The organism is Mycobacterium sp. TH-M103, assembly GCF_057473785.1.
The window spans coordinates 1-19,629 of record NZ_JBYCLG010000101.1 but is presented as its reverse complement, the minus strand read 5'-3'; the positions used below and the strand labels follow the sequence as shown (position 1 = coordinate 19,629).

Below are 19,629 nucleotides of genomic sequence, written 5' to 3'. Positions count from 1 at the left end.
GAATGCGCATCGTTGCCAAGTCGAACCGGCCCGCCAGGAGGCACCGAGTGAACCGTTCCAAGATCCGCCTCCCCCTTGCCGTCATCGCCGTTCTGGGCTTGGCCGCCCTGCTCAGCGGCTGCGGAGCCGGCCAGGTTTCGCAGACGGCGCTCCAGGATCCGGCCATCAACGGGAACAAGGTGACGATCCAGCACGTGGCGCTGCGGAACATCCGCATCCAAGCCGTTCAGCGCGGCGACTTCCTGCAGCCGGGCCGCACGGTGGACCTGGCGCTGGTGGCCGTCAACGAGTCCCCGGACACCACCGACAACCTCGTGGGCATCACCAGCGAGATCGGCACGGTGACCGTGTCCGGCGACACCCGCATCCCCGCCGGCGGAATGTTGTTCATCGGCGAACCGGAGGGCAAGTACGTCGCCCCGGGCCCGATCGACTCCGACACCGCGGCCAGGGCGACCATCACCCTGGCCAAGCCGATCACCAACGGCCTCAACTACCACTTCACCTTCAATTTCGAGAAGGCCGGGCAGGCCAGCGTGCTCGTGCCGATCTCAGCCCCGGTGACCTCTCCGGAGGTCTGACCCGGGCGTTCCCGGCCTGTCACGCCGGGCTTGTCGGACCCGCCCGATACGTTCATGGCGTGGCAAACACGCGCTCCCAATACCGCTGCTCGGAATGCCGCCACGTCACCGCCAAGTGGGTGGGCCGCTGTCTGGAATGCGGCACCTGGGGCACGGTCGACGAGGTCGCGGTGCTCAGCGCGGTCGGTGGCGCCCGCCGGGGGCCGCCCGCGTCCCGGGCCGTTCCGATCACCTCCGTGCAACCCGACGCCAGCCGGCACCGCTCGACCGGTGTCGACGAACTGGACCGGGTGCTCGGGGGCGGTGTGGTGCCCGGATCGGTCACGCTGCTGGCCGGCGACCCCGGCGCGGGCAAGTCGACGCTGCTGCTCGAGGTCGCCCATCGGTGTGCGCAGTCGGGCCGGCGCGCGCTCTACGTCTCCGGTGAGGAGTCCGCCGGCCAGATCAGGCTGCGCGCCGACCGCACCGGATGCGGCGGTGACCAGCTCTACCTGGCCGCCGAATCGGACGTGCACGCGGTGCTGGAGCACATCGCGACGGTGAAACCCGCGCTAGTCGTCGTGGACTCGGTACAGACCATGTCCACGACCGAGGCCGACGGCGTCGCCGGCGGCGTCACGCAGGTGCGCGCGGTCACCGCCGCCCTGACCGCGGCCGCGAAGGCCGGCGGCTTCGCGCTGATCCTGGTCGGCCACGTCACCAAGGACGGGGCGATAGCCGGGCCGCGGTCACTGGAACACCTCGTCGACGTCGTGCTGCATTTCGAGGGCGACCGCAACGGTCCGCTGCGCATGGTCCGTGGCGTGAAGAACCGCTTCGGCGCGGCCGACGAGGTCGGCTGTTTCATGTTGCACGACAACGGCATCGAGGGTGTCGCCGACCCATCGAACCTGTTCCTGGACCAGCGGCCGGCGCCGGTCCCGGGGACCGCGATCACCGTGGCACTGGACGGGAAGCGGCCGCTGATCGGCGAGGTCCAGGCGTTGCTGGCGACGCCTTCCGGCGGGTCACCACGGCGCGCCGTCAGCGGAATCGACCACTCCCGCGCCGCGATGATCGGCGCCGTGCTGGAGAAGCACGCCAGGTTGAACATCGCCGTCAACGACGTCTACCTGTCGACCGTGGGCGGCATGCGGTTGACCGACCCGTCCTCGGATCTGGCCGTCGCGCTGGCGCTCGCGTCGGCATACGCCGACCTGCCGCTGCCGACGACGGCGGTGATGATCGGCGAGGTCGGCCTCGCGGGCGACCTGCGCCGGGTCGGCGGGATGGAGCGGCGGCTGGGCGAGGCCGCACGCCAGGGATTCACCATCGCCCTGATTCCCGACGGGGACAACCCCCGACGCGAGATCGTGCCGCGCGGCATGCGGGCGCTGCGGGCACCGACCATCGTCGCGGCGCTCGAGCACATGATCGACATCGCCGATCACCGCAGCGCCACGCCCCCGGGACCGCGGCGGCTGGACGCATAACGCGATGTGGCCGCAGAATGACACGCTGTGACCGGTCCGAGTCTGCGTGAGACTGTCGCCCGCCTGGCCCCGGGGACCGGGCTCCGGGACGGCCTGGAGCGCATCCTGCGGGGCCGCACCGGCGCACTGATCGTGCTCGGCAACGACGAGAACGTCGAGGCCATCTGCGACGGCGGCTTCGCGCTCGACGTCCGGTACGCGCCCACGCGGCTGCGCGAACTGGCGAAGATGGACGGGGCCGTCGTACTGTCCACCGACGGCAGCCGGATCGTGCGGGCCAACGTGCAGTTGGTCCCGGACCCGTCGATACCCACCGACGAATCGGGAACCCGCCACCGCTCCGCGGAGCGGGCCGCGATCCAGACCGGCTACCCGGTGATCTCGGTCAGCCACTCGATGAACATCGTCACCGTCTACGTCGGCGGGGAACGCCACGTGGTGGCCGATTCGGCGACCATCCTCTCGCGCGCCAACCAGGCGATCGCCACGCTGGAACGGTACAAGGCGCGGCTGGACGAGGTCAGCAGGCAGCTGTCACGGGCCGAGATCGAGGACTTCGTGACGCTGCGCGACGTCATGACGGTCGTGCAGCGGCTCGAACTGGTGCGCCGGATCGGCCTGGCGATCGACAGCGACGTCGTCGAGCTGGGCACCGACGGGCGCCAGCTGCGGCTGCAGCTCGAGGAGCTACTCGGCGGCAACGACGTCGCCCGCGAACTGATCGTGCGGGACTATCACGCCAGCCCGGAGCCGCTGCCTGGAGCGCAGATGACCGCCACCCTGGACGAGCTGGACGCGCTGTCGGATGCCGAGCTGCTCGATTTCACTTCTCTGGCAAAGGTCTTCGGATATCCCACGACAGCCGAGGCTCAGGATTCGGCGCTGAGCCCGCGCGGCTACCGCGCGATGGCCGGCATTCCCCGGCTGCAGTTCGCCCACGTCGATCTGCTGGTCCGCTCGTTCGGGACGCTGCAGGGGCTGCTGGCGGCCAGCGCAAACGACCTGCAGTCAGTGGAGGGCATCGGCGCGATGTGGGCCCGCCACGTGCGGGAGGGGCTGTCGCAATTGGCGGAGTCGACGATCGCCGACCCCCTCAGCTGAGATCTCAGCCCGTGCGGGCCGGGGCGACCTGCGGGCCCTCCGGCGGGGCCGCGGCGGCCGGACCCGGCGCGGGCACCGGACCCGGTGGGGGCGGCGGGGGGTTCAGGATGAACGGAACCGCCTGCGAGCGCAGATTGCCCAGCTGCACGACGAGGTTGTAGGTGCCGGGCCCGATGGCCGGCCGCGGCAGCGGGCAGTGCGGCGCCGACCCCATGCCGGTCCACGTCACCGCCGTCGTCACCTGCTCGCCCGGCGTGAAGGTCTTGATCAGGGTCTCGTTGGACGGCGCGCAGTCCAGGTTGGACCACAACCGCTTGTTGTCCAGAGAGTAGACATATGCGGCCAGCACCGCGGCACCGACGTCCCGCTTGCACGCCACCAGGCCGATGTTGGTCACGACCATGGTGAACTTCGGCTGGTCGCCGATGAAGTACTGCGGCTGGTTGGTCAGCCCCTTGACAGCCAGCGTCGAATCGGGGCAGTCGTCGCCCTCCTTCAGCACCGGCGGCGGCTGCACCGCCGCAGTGGGGGTGGGCATTTCCAGGTTCTGTCCCGGACCCGGCGCCGCCGGGCTGTTGCCGTCCTGCCCTGGGGCCGCCGGCGGGGCCTGCGGCGCGGGCGAGCCCGGCTTGCCCTGAGCGGAGTTGGGTTTGTCGGCACTGGCGGGTTTGGCGCCCTCGCTGCCGCCCATGAAGCCGACGACGATCGCGACCACGATTCCGACCACGATGATCGCTATGCCCAGCGCCAGGCCCCTGCGCCGCCAATAGATCTCCGTGGGTAGCGGGCCACGCGGTTCCAGATCCAACACATTCACACCGTAGGCCCAGGTCATCCGGTTTTGCCCGACCCGCCTCGGCGTGTCGCGGAGTTAGCCGGCCAACCGCCGTGTTAGTGGGGCGCTCGTCGCCCGTCCGTCAGCCGGCTATGCCCCGCCTATTCGCCGATGTCGCCGACGTGGCCGCGCAACGCCGCGCGCCCGTCGGCGAGGTGGTAGGTGACCCCCGCTAGCGCCAGCGTGCCCGCGGCGACGCGCTCGGAAATGGCCGACGAGCGCGACATGAGCTGCGCCACCGTCTCGCGCACGTGCCGTTCCTCGAACTCGTCGACGCGGCTCAGGCCTTCGCGGCGGCCCATCAGGATCGAGGGGGTGACCCGCTCCACCACATCGCGCACGAAGCCGCTCGGTATCGCACCGTCGTCGATCGCGCTCAGCGCCGCCTTGACGGCGCCGCAGCTGTCGTGGCCGAGCACGACGATGAGCGGCACGTCGAGGACCGTGACCGCGAACTCGATGGAACCCAGCACCGCCGCGTCGATGGCCTGGCCGGCGGTGCGCACCACGAACATGTCGCCCAGGCCCTGGTCGAAGATGAGCTCGGCCGCCACTCGGCTGTCCGCGCAGCCGAACACGACGGCGGTCGGCTTCTGCCCCGCGGCCAGGCTGGCCCGGTGCTCGACGCTCTGGCTGGGATGCTGTTGCTTGCCGGCGACGAACCTCTCGTTACCCTCTTTGAGTGCTTTCCACGCGGTTACCGGACTGGTGTTAGGCATGGTCCACATCATGCCCCACCCGCCGGTGAACGGAAGCCCAACTGTGCGTGCCGACGAGTTGCTGCCGTGGTATGACCGGTCCCGGCGCGACCTGCCGTGGCGCGAGCCGGGCGTCAGCGCGTGGCAGATATTGGTCAGCGAGTTCATGCTGCAGCAGACGCCGGTGTCCCGGGTGCTGCCGGTCTGGTCCGAATGGGTGCGTCGCTGGCCAACCCCGTCGGCCACCGCCGCCGCCAGCGCGGCGGACGTCCTGCGCGCCTGGGGCAAGCTGGGCTATCCCCGGCGGGCCAAGCGACTGCACGAGTGCGCCACCGTCATCGCCCGCGACCACGACGACGTGGTCCCCGACGACGTCGAGACGTTGCTGACCCTGCCCGGCGTCGGCAGCTACACCGCGCGTGCAGTGGCCTGCTTCGCCTACCAAAGGCCGGTGCCGGTGGTGGACACCAACGTGCGCCGCGTGGTGGCCCGGGCCGTGCACGGCCGGGCCGACGCCGCCGTACCGTCGCCGGCCCGCGACCATGCCGACGTCGCGGCGCTGCTGCCCGCCGACGACACCGCGCCCCGGTTCTCGGTGGCCCTGATGGAACTGGGTGCGACGGTCTGCACCGCGCGCACCCCGCGATGCGGGCTGTGCCCGCTCGGCGAGTGCGGGTGGCGCCGCGCCGGTTACCCCGAGGCGCAGGGGCCGCCGCGCCGCGCGCAGACCTACGCCGGCACCGACCGTCAGGTCCGGGGGCGGTTGCTCGATGTCCTGCGCACCAGCGATTCTCCGGTGACCCGCGCCGAACTCGAGGTGGCGTGGCGGGCCGATCACCTCCAGCGTGAGCGGGCGCTGAACTCCCTACTCGCCGACGGCCTGGTCACCCGGACCGCGGACGGCCGGTTCGCGCTGGCCGGCGAGGGGTAGGGCTCAAAGGTCGTTACCGGCGTAGGACTGGTTGGAACTCTTGTTGGCCAACGGGAAGTCGGGGACGATGGTGTCGGCCATCGCGACGGGCAGTGCGGGCCAGTTGAACCAGGACGGGTCCACGATCTCGGCGCGGTACACGACGGTGCCGCGCCAGCCCTCGACGGTGCCGACACCGCTGCCGGGGACGCGCGCCGCGTCGAGGATGTGACGGTTTGGGCCGCAGTGGTTTTCGATCAAAAGGCAGGCCAGCTCCGTCGCCGCGGCGAACTCGTCCCGGCGCACCGTGTAGCGGGCGGCACCAGGCCGCCCTTCGGCCCGAACCCGGCCAGCGTCAACAGGAACACCGCGGTGCGCGCGCCCGGGGGAGCTCGCGCAACCCGGTGAACCGGTCCGCGCCGCCGGCCGCCGGCCGCACCATCAGGGCGACCAGGATCGCCGCGAACCCCACCTGGGTCTGACCGCGTACAGCAGGGCGGCGGAGCCTACATCGGGCCGGTAGTGCTCGGCCAGCGCCAGCACCAACGAGGCGACCGCCATCGCCTCCCTGGCCACCAGGGTCAGCGCGCCCGTGCACAGGGACCGGTAATAACTGCGCCACAACGCTTTCAGCGCGGTCACTTGCCGGTCACCGATCGCAGCGCTTCGACAATCCGGCTCGGCGTCGGCGGGCACCCGGGGATTCCGACGTCGACGGCAACCACCTCGCCGACCGCGCCGACCACACCGTCACCGTCGCCGGACACCCCTCCGTTGAGCGCGCAGTCCCCGCAAGCGATCACCCGCCGCGGTCGCGGTGTGGCGTCGACGGTGTCGCGCAGCGGATCGGCCATGTTGCGCGTCACCACACCGGTCACCAGGGCCGCGTCCGCGTGGCGCGGGGAGCCACCAGCCGGGCGCCGAACCGCTCGGCGTCGTACACCGGCCCGAACGCGCCCGGGCTCTCCACCTCGCTCCCGTTGCAGGAGCCGGCGTCGACGTGCCGGATCTTGCAGCGAACCACGCACTGCGGCAACGAGATTCGTCGCAGGCTGCGGCGCCGGCCCGGCGGGCTCGGCGACCCGCCCGACCCGGAAAGCTTTGCCGATCCAGCCCATGGCAGCTACTCCGCGCCGGCCCGCAGGTCTTCCAGGACCGCGATGCTGTCGTTGAGTACCCCGGTGAGAACCTTGCGCACCACCGTCAGCAGTTCGGCGATGTCCGGCGAGGCGATCGAGTAGATCATCGTGTTGCCGTCCCGGTGCGCCTCGACCACACCCGCGCGGCGCAGGACGCCCAGCCGCTGGGACAGGTTCGACGATTCCAGCCCGACCTCCGCCAGCAGTTCGGCGACCGACTTGTCCCCGACGAGCGCAATGCGAGGACACGGATTCGCGCCGGATGTCCCAGCGTCTTGAAGAACTCGGCCTTGATCTGGTACGACGGCGTCGTCATACGAGCTTTATTTCCGGATTATTGACACGTGTATTGTGTCTCGCGTACCGTTCTGCACATGTACACCGCTCCTGCGATACTCGTCGGTGTTGTCGCACTGCCCCTCTTCGCTTCGCTGACCGCTCCGCTGGCCGGTTCGCGCTCTCCCCGCATCGTGGGAAGAATCGGAGCCTCGGCCGCCGGTGCGGGATTCCTCGGCGCAGCCCTGCTCGGACTCGCCGTGACGATCGACGGCCCCGTGTCGGCCACGTTGCGCACGCAGCACGGCACCCAGCTCGTCGAGCTGGAAGCCGACAGGCTGAGCGCACTGCTGCTGGTGCTGGTCTACGGGGTGAGCGCGGTGGTCCAGGCATTCGCGCTGCGATACCTCGCAGGCGACGGACGGGCGCACTGGTTCACCGCCGGCGCCGGCCTGCTCACCACCGCCTCCGCCGGCCTGATGACCGCCGGAACCCTCGTCGGACTCGCCATCAGCTGGACGTCGGCCGGCGCCGCGCTGTGCCTGCTGCTGGCCACCTACTGGGAGCTGCCGGCTGCCCGGGAAGGGGTGCGGCGCACCGCCACCGCGTTCGTGCTGGGCGACCTTGCCCTGTGGCTGGCGGTCGGCCTGGTCACCGCACACGGGGGCAACGTCAGGCTCTCGACATCGAGCAACAACGGAATCGAGCAATCGCCACTCCTGCCGGCGGCCGCCGCCCTGATCGTCGTGGCGGCTCTGTCGCGATCGGCCCAGATCCCTTTCCAGAGCTGGCTTCCCGCGACGCTGGCCGCACCGACTCCCGTCTCGGCGCTCCTGCACGCCGGTGTGGTCAATGCCGGCGGTGTGCTGCTGGTCCGGCTCAGCCCCATAGTCACCGGCTCTGCCGTCGCCATGGCCCTGGCGTTCGGCGCCGGCATGCTGAGCATGGTCTACGGCGGCGTCGTGATGCTCACCAGAGCCGACATCAAGGGGGCATTGGTGTACTCGACGATGGCCCAGATGGGTTTCATGATCCTGACCTGCGGCCTGGGGCTGTCCGCCGCCGCGGTCTTCCACCTGGTGGGCCACGGCTTCTACAAGGCCACGTTGTTCCTGTCGTCCGGCTCGGCGATAGCACGGCGTCGCCAAAAGGCCTCCAGGCCGGCCGCTCCGAACCTGACCGCGCCACGGCGGACGGCGATCCGGCTCGCGGCGATGCTCGTGTCCGCCGCCGCGCTGTACGCCGCTGCCGCCATCGTGCGCGTGCCCGCGGCCGAGCACGGCTCGGCAACAGCGCTGCTGATCTTCACCTGGGCGACCGTAGCGGCGGCGTTGGCGGGCTGGCTGTCACGTATCTCGGGCGCAAGGGCCGCCCTGGCCGGTGGCGCGGCGCTGCTGACGGCGGCAGTCGGGTACGTGGCGCTGATGCGCGCCGTGACCGGGTTCCTGGCTCCGGACCTGCCCGCGGCCACCGTGCCGGCCGCCGCGACGCCCGCCCTCGCCGCGGTGGCTGTCGTCCTGGGCGCGCTGGCCCTGGCGCGCCAGGCGCCGCCCAACGGCCGCACCGGCCGGCTGCAACGCGCCGTGTACACGAAAGCACTGGTAGCAGGACAGATTCCGATGACAACGACAGGAGCGTTCCGGTGACCACGGTGGCTGACCACATCTCGATCGAAACCCGCCGCGCGCTGCTGCGCAGCGAGGTCAACCTGGCCGCCCGCGTGATACCGACCCACTACCCGCTGGAGACGTTCATCGCGGTCAACCCGCTGGCCGGGCTGGAGTCGATGCCCTTCGAGCAGGCCGCCCGGCGCGCCGGTGATCTCTACGGCATCCGCGGCATGCTCGACGAGACCACCTACCGCGACCTCTACCGCCGCGGACGGATCACCGACGCCGACCTGGAAACGGTGCTGCGGCAGCGCTACCCGGCGCTGCTGGACGGCGCGCCCGTCCGGATGAGGGACCGCTCGGTGACGCCCGCGGAATTGCTGCGCGCCGACCTCCTGTACAGCGAGCCCGCGCCGGCACCCAAGCGGCGCAACATGACCCGCAGCGAAAAGGCGGAACCGCGGGTAGCCCAACAGGTCGACGACCAGGCCGCCAGATGGTGTGCGGCGTACTTCGGCTCGCCTGCGGCGGCCTGGCAAATGCCCGGTCAGCACGACGGCTTCTACCACGCTTGGCGGGAACTGGCGGCCGGGGACCAGACGCTGAGCAGGAGTGTCCGGGCCGCGCTGAAGCAGGTGCCCAACCGATCCGACGATGCCGCGCTGCAGGCCCTGGAGCAGTTGGCTGTCGGCGCCGACGAACGAATCACCTACCTGCAGGCGCACTTGACCCGCCTGCCGGGCTGGGCCGCCCACGTCCGGTGGTCCGCGGGGCGCGTCACCGGTGTGAACCTGCTGGACTACCTCGCCATGCGGCTGACCTACGAAGCGGTGTTGTTGTCGCACAGTGATTCTGCGCCACCGCCCAGGTCGTCCGGGACCGGCGATCAGCCCGTTCCCTCGGCCCGCGAACGGGCGGCCGCGCTGGCCCGGGCCTGGGAGCTGGACGAGGTGCAGGACGGCGACCTGGGTGCGGCCGCACGGGTGTTGTCGGCGCTGCCCGTCACCGCCCGGCCCATGGTGTGGCAGCAGGCCTACGAGGCGAACTACCGCGACGCGCTGCTGCGGTCGTTGGCGCGGAGCGAGCCGGCACCGAGCGGTGGGCGACCGGCAGCCCAACTCGTGTGCTGCATCGACACCCGGTCCGAGGGGCTGCGTCGCCACATCGAATCCCTGGGCGCATACCAGACATTCGGTTTCGCCGGCTTCTTCGCCGTCGCGATCCGGTTCACCAGCCTGCTCGGCGGAACCCCCGACGATCTTTGCCCGGTGTTGATCAGCCCCGAACACGAGGTCAGCGAGGCCCCGGCACCGTCGGCCGCCGCCGCCGCGCGGCGCCTGCGCGCCGGCAGCGAGACGATGGCCGGAGCCGAGTCGGCGTTCAGCGCAGCCAAACAAGCGCTGCTCGCCCCGTTCGCGTTGGCCGAGGCCGCGGGCTGGGCCGCCGGTCCGTGGGCAGCGGCCAAAACGCTGAGCCCGAAAGCATCTGGCGCACTGCGCCGGCGGCTGCGCGACCGGCTGGCACCCCCCGCGCCCACCGTGCTGTCGATCAACGACACGTCCGACCTGGCCCGTCGCGTCCTCTACGCGCAGGTGGCGCTCGCCACCATGGGACTCACCGAGGCATTCGCCCGCCTCGTCGTCTTGTGCGGGCACGGCAGCGTCACCGAAAACAACCCATATCAGGCGGCGCTGGACTGCGGGGCTTGCGGCGGGCAGGCGGGCGGCCCGAACGCCCGCACCGCTGCGGCCATACTCAACAACGCCGACGTGCGCGGCGAATTGCGCAACGCGGGCATCGCGATCCCGCACGACACCTGGTTCGTCGCCGCTCAGCATGACACCGCGACCGACCGCATCACCATCTTGGACGAGCATCTGGTTCCGGCCACCCATCGTCACGACGTGCGCAGGCTCGGCACGGACCTGGGCATCGCCGGCGCCGAACTGGCCGCCGAGCGCTGCCCGGGTCTCCCCGGCGGCCCCGCCGCGGCCGGCCCGGCGCGCGCCGCACGCCACGTCGCGAGACGATCCGTCGACTGGGCCCAGGTGTTCCCCGAGTGGGGCCTGGCCGGCAACGCGGCGTTCATCGTGGCGCCCCGCGCACTCACCCACGGAATCGACCTGCACCGGCGGGTTTTCCTGCACTCCTACGAAGCCGACGTCGACCCCGAGGGCAGCGCACTGGAAACCATTATGACCGCGCCGATGGTGGTCGCTCAATGGATCAACTGCCAGTACTACTTCTCGACGGTGGCTCCGGAGGTCTTCGGAGCGGGAACCAAGACCATCCACAACGTCGTCGGCGGCGTGGGTGTGCTGGCGGGCTACGGCGGCGACCTCAAGCTGGGGTTGCCCCGGCAGTCGCTCGCCGATGGCCAGACTTTCGGGCACGAACCCATGCGGTTGTTGACCATCGTCCAGGCACCGCTGCAGCGCATCGACACGATCATTCAGCGAAACCCATTGCTGCAGAACTTGTTCGGCAACGACTGGGTCTGCCTGGCCGCCCGGGAGCACACACACCAAGCCTGGCAACGCTGGACCCGCGGCGGCTGGCGGCCATGGGAGTCGACCGCCGCCGCCGACCCCCACCACCCAACCGAGCAGGAGGCAATCCCATGTCGGTAGACGGGCTGACCAAGATGACCAAGATCGAAGTCGTCGTTCCCGGTGAAAACGTACCCGCGGTTCGCGAGCAGTTCCGCAGCGCCGGGGCAACGGGTTTCACCAGCGTGTCCGGCGTGTCGGGACTCGGACACAACGGCTACCACCAGGGCCGGCTGCTTTTCAATCAACAGTCCGCCCTCGAGTTGCTCATCTCCGTTGTCCCGGAGGCGAAGTCCGCGGCGTTGATCGTCGGCCTCCGCCGCCTGCTCGACGAATCGCCCGGGGTCATGTTCGTCACCGACACCTATGTGAGCCGGCCCGAATATTTCGGCTGAAAATCCCACCAGGAAAGGAAAAACCATGTCCGACCGCTCAACCGCGTCCAGCCCCTCGGCCGCCTGGCGGCGCCTCCAAGCCGGCAACAAGCGTTTCGACGCGGCGTTGCATCACACGCCGGAAGACATCACCGAGCGGCAGGCGCCGCTGGCGGCGGTGTTCCGCTGTGCGGACTCCCACCTGCCGAGCGAGGCCGTCTTCGGCCAGAGCCGCGGCGCACTCATCGACATCAGCACCTGGGGCCACGTCATCGACACCGGCGTGTTGGCCTGCGTCGAGTACGCCGTCGGGACGCTCAGAACACCACTGATCGCCGTCCTCGGTCATCCGGACTGCGCCGCGATGCGCACCGCGCTCGACGCCTGGAAAAAGGTCACCTTCCCCGAGGGAGCTGCCCGCGTGGTCGTCGAACAGGCGATCTCGTCGCTCAGCCGGCTCAACGCCACTGTCGGCGCCGCCGACGAACTGTCCGCCGCGCACGTGGTGCAGACCGGCGCCACGCTGTTGCACAAGTCGCCGGTCCTCGCCAAGGCCGTCGACAACGGACAGGCCGCGATCGTATGCCTCGTCAGCGGTCGCAACGACGGCCGACTGCGCGTCTGCGCGACGTTCGGAGACATTTCCGAACGTGAGTCGCCGCTTTTGGAGTGCGTGTGAGGGTCGGCATGGAAGGAGATGTGGCCCGCACGTCGCACGGCTACGCCGGGACGGTGATCGCGATGGGGACCATGCACGGCAAGGAGCATCAGGTGGCACCGCCGTTCGCCGACGTGCTCCACGCGCGGGTCGTCGCGCCGGCCGGGATCGACACCGATCAGTTCGGCACCTTCACCGGAGAGGTCACCAGGACCTCGACGCCGTCGGACACCGCCACCGCCAAAGCCCGCCTGGCAATGCGGGCCGCCGGGGTGCCCTACGGCCTGGCCAGCGAAGCCACCTACGGCAGCTGGTTGGGCATGCTGGCCGTACACGAAGAAACCCTGGTCTTCGTGGATGACGTCCGCGGCATCCGGGTCGTCGAGGGTGTCAACACCCCCGGCGCACCCGGACCGCCGCGATCGGTCGGCGGCGCCGACGAGGCCGTCGACGCGGCGCGCAGTTTCGGGTTTCCCCGCCAAGGTGCCGCGGTCAAGGCCGCCGTCGGCGATCGGGTGCCGGTGTTCGGCAAAGGTATCACCGACACCGGCACACTCACCGAGGTCGTCGGCGCGGCACTGGCGCTCGCCGATGACAAGCGGGCCTGGGTCGAACCCGACCTGCGCGCGCATCACAATCCCAGCCGACGCGATGTCCTGGTCGCCCTGGCGGGCCGGCTCGCACGCCGGCTCGCGACGCCCTGCCCCGGCTGCGGATGTCCCGGCTACGGCAGGGTCGCGAGCCGCGACGGGCTGCCGTGTCAGGCCTGCGGCTGTCCGACCACCCTCATCGCCGCCGACGTCCATGGGTGCCCGGCATGCACACACAACAGCACCGTTAAACGCAGCACGGCCGGCGCAGCCCCTCGCTTCTGCCCGGCGTGCAATCCCTGAAGGACCGTCACGACAATGCCGCGACGAGTTCACCCACGGAATGACTGGCTTCCAGCGGGTGGCGCAGCTTCCCCTCCGGATTGAGCTCGTATACGTTGCGGCGTCCGACCTTCGACTTGATCAGGTATCCCTCGTCGGTCAAATCGGTCAGAATCGCCTGCACAGAGCGCTCGGTGATGCCGATGCGCAAAGCCAGCTCGCGCGCCGTCAGCGGTTCGCCAGTGGCTACGCACAACAACACATGACCGTGGTTGGTCAGGAATGTCCACCTGCGATCAGAACCCTCGGCAGCGGGTCGCGCTACCGCCCTCCCTTTCGAAGCAACGTCCACGCAGCAATCTTACTATGCGATGATTTCGCGTAAAAGAATTCGCCAATCGATCAGCGCAGCTAATTCGTGGCGCACTCAGCCGCCCGGGGGCAGTTCCGCGAAGAAGGACTCGACGGCGGCGCGGTAGGCGTGCGGCGCCTCGTCGTGCACCAGGTGACCGGCCTCGGCTACGGCCAGAAATGTCGTCGGGCAGTCCGACTCCGCCATCGCACGCATCTGACCGGGCGGCGTCACCGAGTTGCCGGCCTCGATGAGCAGCGCCGGCGCCCGCACGGCCGCCCACTGCGCCCAGTAGTCGCGGGTGCCCCATTCCGCGGCGATCTCGATCCAACGCGCGGTGTGGCCATGCAGCCGCCAGCCGCCGGGGGTGCGGTCGAAGGCATCCATGAAGTAACGCCCGGCGACCGGCCCGAATTCGCCCAAAAGCTTTTCGGCGGAGCCGAATTCGACCGGAAGCGCGTGCAGCCACGGCTCCCAGGGCCCAGTGGTGCGCCCGCGGAAATCCGGCGCCATGTCCTCGATCACCAGCGCCGAAACCAGGTTGGGGCGTTCGGCGGCCAGGCACCACGAATGCAGGGCGCCCATCGAATGCCCGACCAGTCGGGCCGGCGCCCCCAGCTCACCCACCGCGTCGGCCAGGTCGGCCACGAACCGTTCGGTGCTGATCGGGTGCGGGTCCTCGACGTCACGGCCGCGGTGCCACGGCGCGTCGTAGGTGTACACGGTCCCCAGCCGGGCCAGCCACGGCAGCTGCCGCGACCAGGTGGAACCGCGCCCCATCAGGCCGTGCACCAGCACCAAAGGTTCGCCCCGTCCGCCGTGACGGGTCAGCAGGTTGCCGGGCACCCCACCATCTTGCGCGACCCGCACCGCAGACGGGCAGGGCGGGCCGCGGTAGCCTAGCGGGATGCCGCCAGTGGTGAAGATCAACGCAATCGAAGTGCCGGCCGACGCCGGTCCCGAGCTGGAGAAGCGGTTCGCCCACCGCGCCCACGCGGTCGACAACCAGCCCGGTTTCCTCGGGTTTCAGCTGCTGCGCCCGGTCAAGGGGGAGAACCGCTACTTCGTGGTGACGCAGTGGGAGTCCGAGGAGGCGTTCCAGGCGTGGGCGAAGGGTCCCGCCATCGAAGCCCACGCCGGCGAGCGGGCCAACCCGGTGGCAACCGGGGCGTCGCTGCTGGAATTCGAGGTTGTGATGGACGTTGTCGGGAAAGACCACACCAAGTAGCAGGCGTCGGGCACTGCATCGTCTGCTGGCGCTGGGCGCCTCCGCCACCCTGATCCTGGCCGTGGCACCCGGCTGCTCCCCCGCCCCGCCGCCGCGGGCGAGCGCGTCGGATTCCGGGCGAGCGATCGACACCCGGACCCCCCCGGGGCTGCGCGCCCAACAGACCCTGGACATGCTCAACTCGGACTGGCCGATCGGCCCGGTTGGCGTGCGCACCCTCGCCGCGCCCGACGACGTCAAGCCGGTCGAAACGACCATGGAAAAGCTGTGGTGGGATCGGCCCTTCGCCCTCGACGGCGTCGACATCAGCGCCATCGCCGCCACGTTGCACCTGACCTCGTCCTACGGTGCGCGCCAGGACATCCGCATCCACACCGACGACGAGGGCCGGGTCGATCACTTCGACGTCGACACCCGCGCGCCGACCGTCAAGTCGTTCCACGACGTCGACGCGGTGTTGAGCAAGACCGGGGCCCGCTACTCCTACCAGGTCGCCAAGGTCGACGACGGCCACTGCGACCCGGTGGCGGGCACCAACACCACCGAACCCCTGCCGCTGGCGTCGATTTTCAAGCTCTACGTCCTGCACGCCCTGGCCGGTGCGGTGCAGAACGGGACGGTGGCCTGGGACGACCAGCTGACCGTCACCGACAAGAGCCGGGCGGTGGGTTCGTCCGGGCTGGAACTGTCCGCGGGAGAACATGTTTCGGTTCGCACCGCCGCCGAGAAGATGATCGCGACCAGTGACAACATGGCCACCGACCTGCTGATCGGGCGGCTCGGCACGCACGCCATCGAGCAGGCGCTCGCCACGGCCGGCCATCACGATCCGGCCAGCATGACCCCCTTCCCCACGATGTACGAGCTGTTCTCCGTCGGCTGGGGCAAGCCGGACCTGCGCGCCCAGTGGGAGCACGGTTCCCCGCAAGTGCGCGCCCGGCTGCTGGCGCAGGCCAATTCGACGCCGTACCAGCCGGATCCGACTCGCGCGCACACCCCGGCCTCAAGTTATGGGGCGGAGTGGTACGGCACCGCCGAAGACATCTGCCGCGTCCATGCGGCGCTGCAGGCCGACGCGGTCGGCGCGGCGGCGCCGGTCCGGCAGATTCTGTCCGCGGTGTCGGGCATCCAGCTGGACCGCAACGTCTGGCCGTACATCGGCGCGAAAGCCGGCGGCCTGCCCGGCGACCTGACCTTCAGCTGGTACGCCGTCGACAAGACGAGGCAGCCGTGGGTGGTCAGCTTCCAGCTGAACTGGCCCCGCGACCACGGGCCGAGCGCGACCAGTTGGATGCTGAAAATCGCCAAACAGGTCTTTGCGCTGATCGCGCCGAGCTGACCGGTTGGACCGCCCCGTTCAGTCCTACCCGGGGCCGTTGTGGCGGAATTGGCTGGCCATGTGTTTGGCCGCCTCGGTGACCGGGGTGGCCTGGACCGCCGTGCCGTAAGCGCAGATTTCGGTCCACACGTCACCGATCTCGATGGTGTCGAACCGCATGGCGACGACCGCGTTGGCCCCGCGGTGATGCACCTCGGCCATCAGCCGCTCCATCGTCTGGTTGCGGCTCTCGGCCAGGTTCTTGGTCATTCCCTGCAGTTCACTGCCGAAGATGGATTTGATCCCCGCGCCGAATTGGGAGATCACGTTCCGCGAACGCACGGTCAGCCCGAACACCTCGCCGCGCACCCGTTGGATCTCCCAGCCCGGAATGTCGTTGGTGGTGACGATCAGCACCGGCCGGCCCCCTGACCACAGCTAAACGGGCGGTTACTCCCGTCAGAAAGTAACCGCCCGTTTGCGGCAATCCCTAGTGCGCGTCCGGTCCGTTCCCGCCCGCACTGTGGGCCCCGGCCTTGGCCAGATCCGGCTCAGCGGGTGGCTTGCGGGTCCCGGTGAACGTGAACACCGCGTCCTCGCCGGCGCCCTCGCCATCCCAGTTGTCGACGTCGACGGTGACGAGTTGGCCGGGTCCGACCTCCTCGAACAGGATCTTCTCCGACAGCTGGTCCTCGATCTCGCGCTGGATGGTGCGCCGCAACGGTCGGGCGCCCAGCACCGGGTCGAAGCCGCGCTTGGCCAGCAACGACTTGGCCTGCTCCGTCAGCTCCAGAGCCATGTCCTTGGCCTTGAGCTGGGTGGCCACCCGGCTGATCATGAGGTCGACCATCCGAATGATCTCGTCCTTGGCCAGCTGGTGGAAGACGATGATGTCGTCGATGCGGTTGAGGAACTCCGGCCGGAAGTGCTTCTTGAGCTCATCGTTGACCTTCTGCTTCATCCGCTCGTAGTCGTTCGCGCCACCGCCCTGGGTGAACCCGAGGCCGACCGGCTTGGAGATGTCGGAGGTACCCAGGTTGGACGTGAAGATCAGCACGGTGTTCTTGAAGTCCACTGTGCGGCCCTGGCCGTCGGTGAGGCGGCCGTCCTCGAGGACCTGCAACAGGCTGTTGTAGATCTCCTGGTGCGCCTTCTCGATCTCGTCGAACAGCACCACGCTGAAAGGCTTGCGGCGCACCTTCTCGGTGAGCTGGCCACCCTCCTCGTAGCCGACGTATCCGGGTGGGGCGCCGAACAGCCGCGACGCGGTGAACCGGTCGTGGAACTCGCCCATGTCGATCTGGATGAGCGCGTCGTCGTCGCCGAACAGAAAGTTGGCCAGCGCCTTGGACAGCTCGGTCTTACCGACACCGGACGGACCGGCGAAGATGAACGAGCCCGACGGGCGCTTGGGGTCTTTCAACCCGGCGCGGGTGCGGCGGATCGCCTTCGAGACGGCCTTGACGGCGTCCTCCTGGCCGATGATCCGCTTGTGCAGCTCGTCTTCCATGCGCAGCAGCCGGGTCGTCTCGGCCTCGGTGAGCTTGAACACCGGGATGCCCGTCCAGTTGCCCAGCACCTCGGCGATCTGCTCGTCGTCGACCTCGGCGACCACGTCGAGATCACCTGAGCGCCACTGCTTTTCGCGCTCGGCGCGCTGGGCCACCAGCTGCTTCTCCCGATCGCGCAGGCTGGCCGCCTTCTCGAAGTCCTGCGCGTCGATCGCCGACTCCTTCTCTCGGCGCGCGTCGGCGATCTTCTCGTCGAACTCGCGCAAGTCCGGCGGCGCGGTCATCCGGCGGATCCGCATCCGGGCGCCCGCCTCGTCGATCAGGTCGATCGCCTTGTCCGGCAGGAACCGGTCGTTGATGTAACGGTCGGCCAGCGTCGCCGCGGCCACCATCGCCGAGTCGGTGATCGACACCCGGTGGTGGGCCTCGTAGCGGTCGCGCAGACCCTTGAGGATCTCGATGGTGTGTTCCACCGTCGGCTCCCCGACCTGCACCGGCTGGAAACGGCGCTCCAGGGCGGCGTCCTTCTCGATGTACTTGCGGTACTCGTCGAGGGTGGTGGCGCCGATGGTCTGCAGCTCGCCGCGGGCCAGCTTGGGCTTGAGGATGCTCGCGGCGTCGATCGCGCCCTCGGCGGCGCCCGCCCCGACCAGCGTGTGCAGCTCGTCGATGAACAGGATGATGTCGCCGCGGGTGTTGATCTCCTTGAGCACCTTCTTCAGGCGCTCCTCGAAGTCACCGCGGTAGCGCGAGCCCGCGACCAACGACCCCAGGTCGAGGGTGTAGAGCTGCTTGTCCTTCAGCGTCTCGGGAACCTGGCCGTGCACGATGGCCTGCGCCAGGCCCTCGACGACGGCGGTCTTACCGACGCCGGGCTCCCCGATCAGCACCGGGTTGTTCTTGGTGCGCCGGCTCAGCACCTGCATCACCCGCTCGATTTCCTTCTCGCGGCCGATGACGGGGTCCAGCTTGCCCTCCGTCGCGGCCGCCGTCAGGTTGCGCCCGAACTGGTCGAGCACCAACGACGTCGACGGGGACCCGGACTCGCCACCCCGGCCGCCGGTGCCGGCCTCCGCGGCCTCCTTGCCCTGGTAGCCGCTCAGCAGCTGGATCACCTGCTGGCGCACCCGGGTCAGCTCGGCGCCGAGCTTGACCAGCACCTGGGCCGCCACGCCCTCACCCTCGCGGATCAGCCCCAGCAGGATGTGCTCGGTGCCGATGTAGTTGTGGCCGAGTTGCAGCGCCTCGCGCAGGCTCAGCTCGAGGACCTTCTTGGCGCGCGGCGTGAACGGGATGTGTCCCGACGGGGCCTGCTGCCCCTGGCCGATGATCTCCTCGACCTGGCTGCGGACGCCCTCCAGGGAGATGCCCAGCGACTCCAGCGACTTCGCTGCGACCCCTTCGCCCTCGTGAATCAAACCCAGCAGGATGTGCTCGGTGCCGATGTAGTTGTGGTTGAGCATCCGGGCCTCTTCTTGCGCCAGGACGACGACCCTGCGGGCACGGTCGGTAAATCGTTCAAACATCGGTGGTTACCTGCTCTCCCTCACCATCGGTACAACCTCACTAGCGGTCCAGTGGGGCTCGGAATCGCGTACCTGCCATCCACTGTAATGGTCGGCCTGCCAGGCGGCCTAACCTTGCGGTTGTCGTACCCGACGGGGATCCGCCCGGGCACCAGCGCCACAACTGAGGAAACGAGATGAACACCCGATTCGTTTCCTGCGGCCACCCCGGGCCGTTTCGCCGCCAGCGAAAGCACCAAACGACCGACGCCCGGGCGGCGCGGCCCGGGCGTCGGTGCGCGGTTTGTCAGGTCGCCGCGTGGAACGCATCGATGACGTCAGCCGGGATACGCCCGCGCGTCGACACGTTGTGCCCGTTGCGGCGGGCCCATTCACGGATCGCGGCGCTCTGTTCGCGGTCGATCGCGCCGCGTCCACGCACGGAGCCGGAACGCCCGCGACGCCGACCGCCGACGCGGCGGCCCGCCGCGACCCATTGTTTTAGATCGCCGCGCAGTTTCGCGGCATTCTTAGACGAAAGATCGATCTCATAGGTCACCCCGTCAAGCCCGAATTCGACCGTTTCGTCGGCTGCGCCCGCACCGTCGAAATCATCGACCAAGGTGACGGTCACTTTTTT

The 19,629-nt window shown here is 69.6% G+C and carries 19 protein-coding genes and 3 pseudogenes; 11 read left to right on the top strand and 11 right to left on the bottom strand.

The features are described 5' to 3' along the window. Positions 1-47: 47 nt before the first annotated feature. The 3 genes from AC2VOR_RS05690 to disA are packed head-to-tail and all read left to right on the top strand — an operon-like array spanning position 48 to position 3,154. On the top strand, positions 48-581 hold the full coding sequence (locus tag AC2VOR_RS05690; RefSeq protein ID WP_369736704.1) for a copper chaperone PCu(A)C domain-containing protein: 534 nt from the start codon (positions 48-50) through the stop codon (positions 579-581). A gap of 59 nt (positions 582-640) precedes the next feature. Then, a complete protein-coding gene (radA, locus tag AC2VOR_RS05685) occupies positions 641-2,053 on the top strand; it encodes a DNA repair protein RadA (protein ID WP_369736703.1) in 1,413 nt (470 codons plus the stop codon). A gap of 27 nt (positions 2,054-2,080) precedes the next feature. Next, complete coding sequence (gene disA, locus AC2VOR_RS05680) at positions 2,081-3,154, top strand: DNA integrity scanning diadenylate cyclase DisA (RefSeq protein WP_369736702.1); 1,074 nt, start codon at positions 2,081-2,083, stop codon at positions 3,152-3,154. A 4-nt stretch (positions 3,155-3,158) separates the two neighbouring features. On the opposite strand, the gene AC2VOR_RS05675 is transcribed toward disA, so the two are convergent. Then, on the bottom strand, positions 3,159-3,965 hold the full coding sequence (locus AC2VOR_RS05675) for a hypothetical protein (RefSeq protein WP_486963354.1): 807 nt from the start codon (positions 3,963-3,965) through the stop codon (positions 3,159-3,161). 125 nt (positions 3,966-4,090) lie between these two features. Then, positions 4,091-4,708, bottom strand: a complete 618-nt coding sequence (locus AC2VOR_RS05670) for a carbonic anhydrase (RefSeq protein ID WP_369736700.1) — start codon at positions 4,706-4,708, stop codon at positions 4,091-4,093. Between AC2VOR_RS05670 and AC2VOR_RS05665 the strand changes: the two genes are divergently transcribed. Continuing rightward, positions 4,707-5,618, top strand: coding sequence for an HhH-GPD family protein (locus AC2VOR_RS05665; protein WP_369736699.1), 912 nt, complete (start codon positions 4,707-4,709; stop codon positions 5,616-5,618). The genes AC2VOR_RS05670 and AC2VOR_RS05665 overlap by 2 nt on opposite strands. Positions 5,619-5,621: 3 nt before the next feature. On the opposite strand, the pseudogene AC2VOR_RS05660 reads toward AC2VOR_RS05665, so the two are convergent. From AC2VOR_RS05660 to AC2VOR_RS05645, 4 genes and pseudogenes are all read right to left on the bottom strand, one after another. After that, positions 5,622-5,915, bottom strand: a pseudogene (locus tag AC2VOR_RS05660) (formate hydrogenase); the annotation flags it as partial. Between the two features lie 123 nt (positions 5,916-6,038). After that, the gene (locus AC2VOR_RS05655; protein ID WP_486963353.1) at positions 6,039-6,239 is read right to left on the bottom strand and encodes a hypothetical protein; all 201 of its coding nucleotides are present in this window, start codon (positions 6,237-6,239) and stop codon (positions 6,039-6,041) included. After that, positions 6,236-6,715: pseudogene (locus AC2VOR_RS05650) on the bottom strand (NADH-quinone oxidoreductase subunit B family protein). Before AC2VOR_RS05650 ends, AC2VOR_RS05655 begins: the two are co-directional and overlap by 4 nt. A 5-nt stretch (positions 6,716-6,720) precedes the next feature. Continuing rightward, positions 6,721-7,052: pseudogene (locus AC2VOR_RS05645) on the bottom strand (ArsR/SmtB family transcription factor). A gap of 58 nt (positions 7,053-7,110) precedes the next feature. Here AC2VOR_RS05645 and AC2VOR_RS05640 point away from each other — a divergent pair. From AC2VOR_RS05640 to AC2VOR_RS05620, 5 genes are read left to right on the top strand one after another with little or no spacing between them, the layout of a single operon-like run. After that, the gene (locus tag AC2VOR_RS05640) at positions 7,111-8,658 is read left to right on the top strand and encodes a proton-conducting transporter transmembrane domain-containing protein (protein ID WP_369736697.1); all 1,548 of its coding nucleotides are present in this window, start codon (positions 7,111-7,113) and stop codon (positions 8,656-8,658) included. Then, positions 8,655-11,252, top strand: a complete 2,598-nt coding sequence (locus AC2VOR_RS05635; RefSeq protein WP_486963352.1) for a DUF2309 domain-containing protein — start codon at positions 8,655-8,657, stop codon at positions 11,250-11,252. Before AC2VOR_RS05640 ends, AC2VOR_RS05635 begins: the two co-directional genes overlap by 4 nt. Beyond that, positions 11,243-11,566 (top strand): P-II family nitrogen regulator, encoded by a 324-nt coding sequence (locus AC2VOR_RS05630; protein WP_369736695.1) that lies wholly within the window; start codon positions 11,243-11,245, stop codon positions 11,564-11,566. Before AC2VOR_RS05635 ends, AC2VOR_RS05630 begins: the two co-directional genes overlap by 10 nt. Positions 11,567-11,591: 25 nt before the next feature. Then, positions 11,592-12,224, top strand: coding sequence for a carbonic anhydrase (locus tag AC2VOR_RS05625; RefSeq protein ID WP_369736694.1), 633 nt, complete (start codon positions 11,592-11,594; stop codon positions 12,222-12,224). 8 nt (positions 12,225-12,232) lie between these two features. Beyond that, positions 12,233-13,096, top strand: a complete 864-nt coding sequence (locus AC2VOR_RS05620; RefSeq protein WP_369736693.1) for a DUF6671 family protein — start codon at positions 12,233-12,235, stop codon at positions 13,094-13,096. Positions 13,097-13,103: 7 nt separating this feature from the next. Here the strand turns inward: AC2VOR_RS05620 and AC2VOR_RS05615 are convergent, their stop codons facing one another. Continuing rightward, positions 13,104-13,427, bottom strand: a complete 324-nt coding sequence (locus tag AC2VOR_RS05615; RefSeq protein WP_369736692.1) for a helix-turn-helix transcriptional regulator — start codon at positions 13,425-13,427, stop codon at positions 13,104-13,106. Positions 13,428-13,502: 75 nt separating this feature from the next. Then, entirely contained in the window at positions 13,503-14,273 is a 771-nt protein-coding gene (locus AC2VOR_RS05610; RefSeq protein WP_369736691.1) for an alpha/beta fold hydrolase, read from the bottom strand. A gap of 61 nt (positions 14,274-14,334) precedes the next feature. Here AC2VOR_RS05610 and mhuD point away from each other — a divergent pair, with 61 nt between their 5' ends. After that, positions 14,335-14,655, top strand: a complete 321-nt coding sequence (gene mhuD, locus AC2VOR_RS05605; protein WP_369736690.1) for a mycobilin-forming heme oxygenase MhuD — start codon at positions 14,335-14,337, stop codon at positions 14,653-14,655. Beyond that, positions 14,630-15,994 carry a serine hydrolase gene (locus AC2VOR_RS05600; RefSeq protein ID WP_369736689.1) on the top strand — a complete coding sequence of 455 codons (1,365 nt, stop codon included), beginning with the start codon at positions 14,630-14,632 and terminating at the stop codon, positions 15,992-15,994. Before mhuD ends, AC2VOR_RS05600 begins: the two co-directional genes overlap by 26 nt. Positions 15,995-16,018: 24 nt before the next feature. Here AC2VOR_RS05600 and AC2VOR_RS05595 read toward each other — a convergent pair whose 3' ends face one another. The 3 genes from AC2VOR_RS05595 to lsr2 form a co-directional block, all read right to left on the bottom strand. Continuing rightward, positions 16,019-16,390 (bottom strand): YbjQ family protein, encoded by a 372-nt coding sequence (locus tag AC2VOR_RS05595; RefSeq protein ID WP_369736688.1) that lies wholly within the window; start codon positions 16,388-16,390, stop codon positions 16,019-16,021. A gap of 73 nt (positions 16,391-16,463) precedes the next feature. Then, positions 16,464-19,010, bottom strand: coding sequence for an ATP-dependent protease ATP-binding subunit ClpC (gene clpC1, locus AC2VOR_RS05590; protein WP_369736687.1), 2,547 nt, complete (start codon positions 19,008-19,010; stop codon positions 16,464-16,466). 286 nt (positions 19,011-19,296) lie between these two features. Continuing rightward, positions 19,297-19,629, bottom strand: a 333-nt coding sequence (gene lsr2 / locus AC2VOR_RS05585; RefSeq protein ID WP_486963351.1) for a histone-like nucleoid-structuring protein Lsr2, incomplete at its 5' end; no start/stop codon positions are given.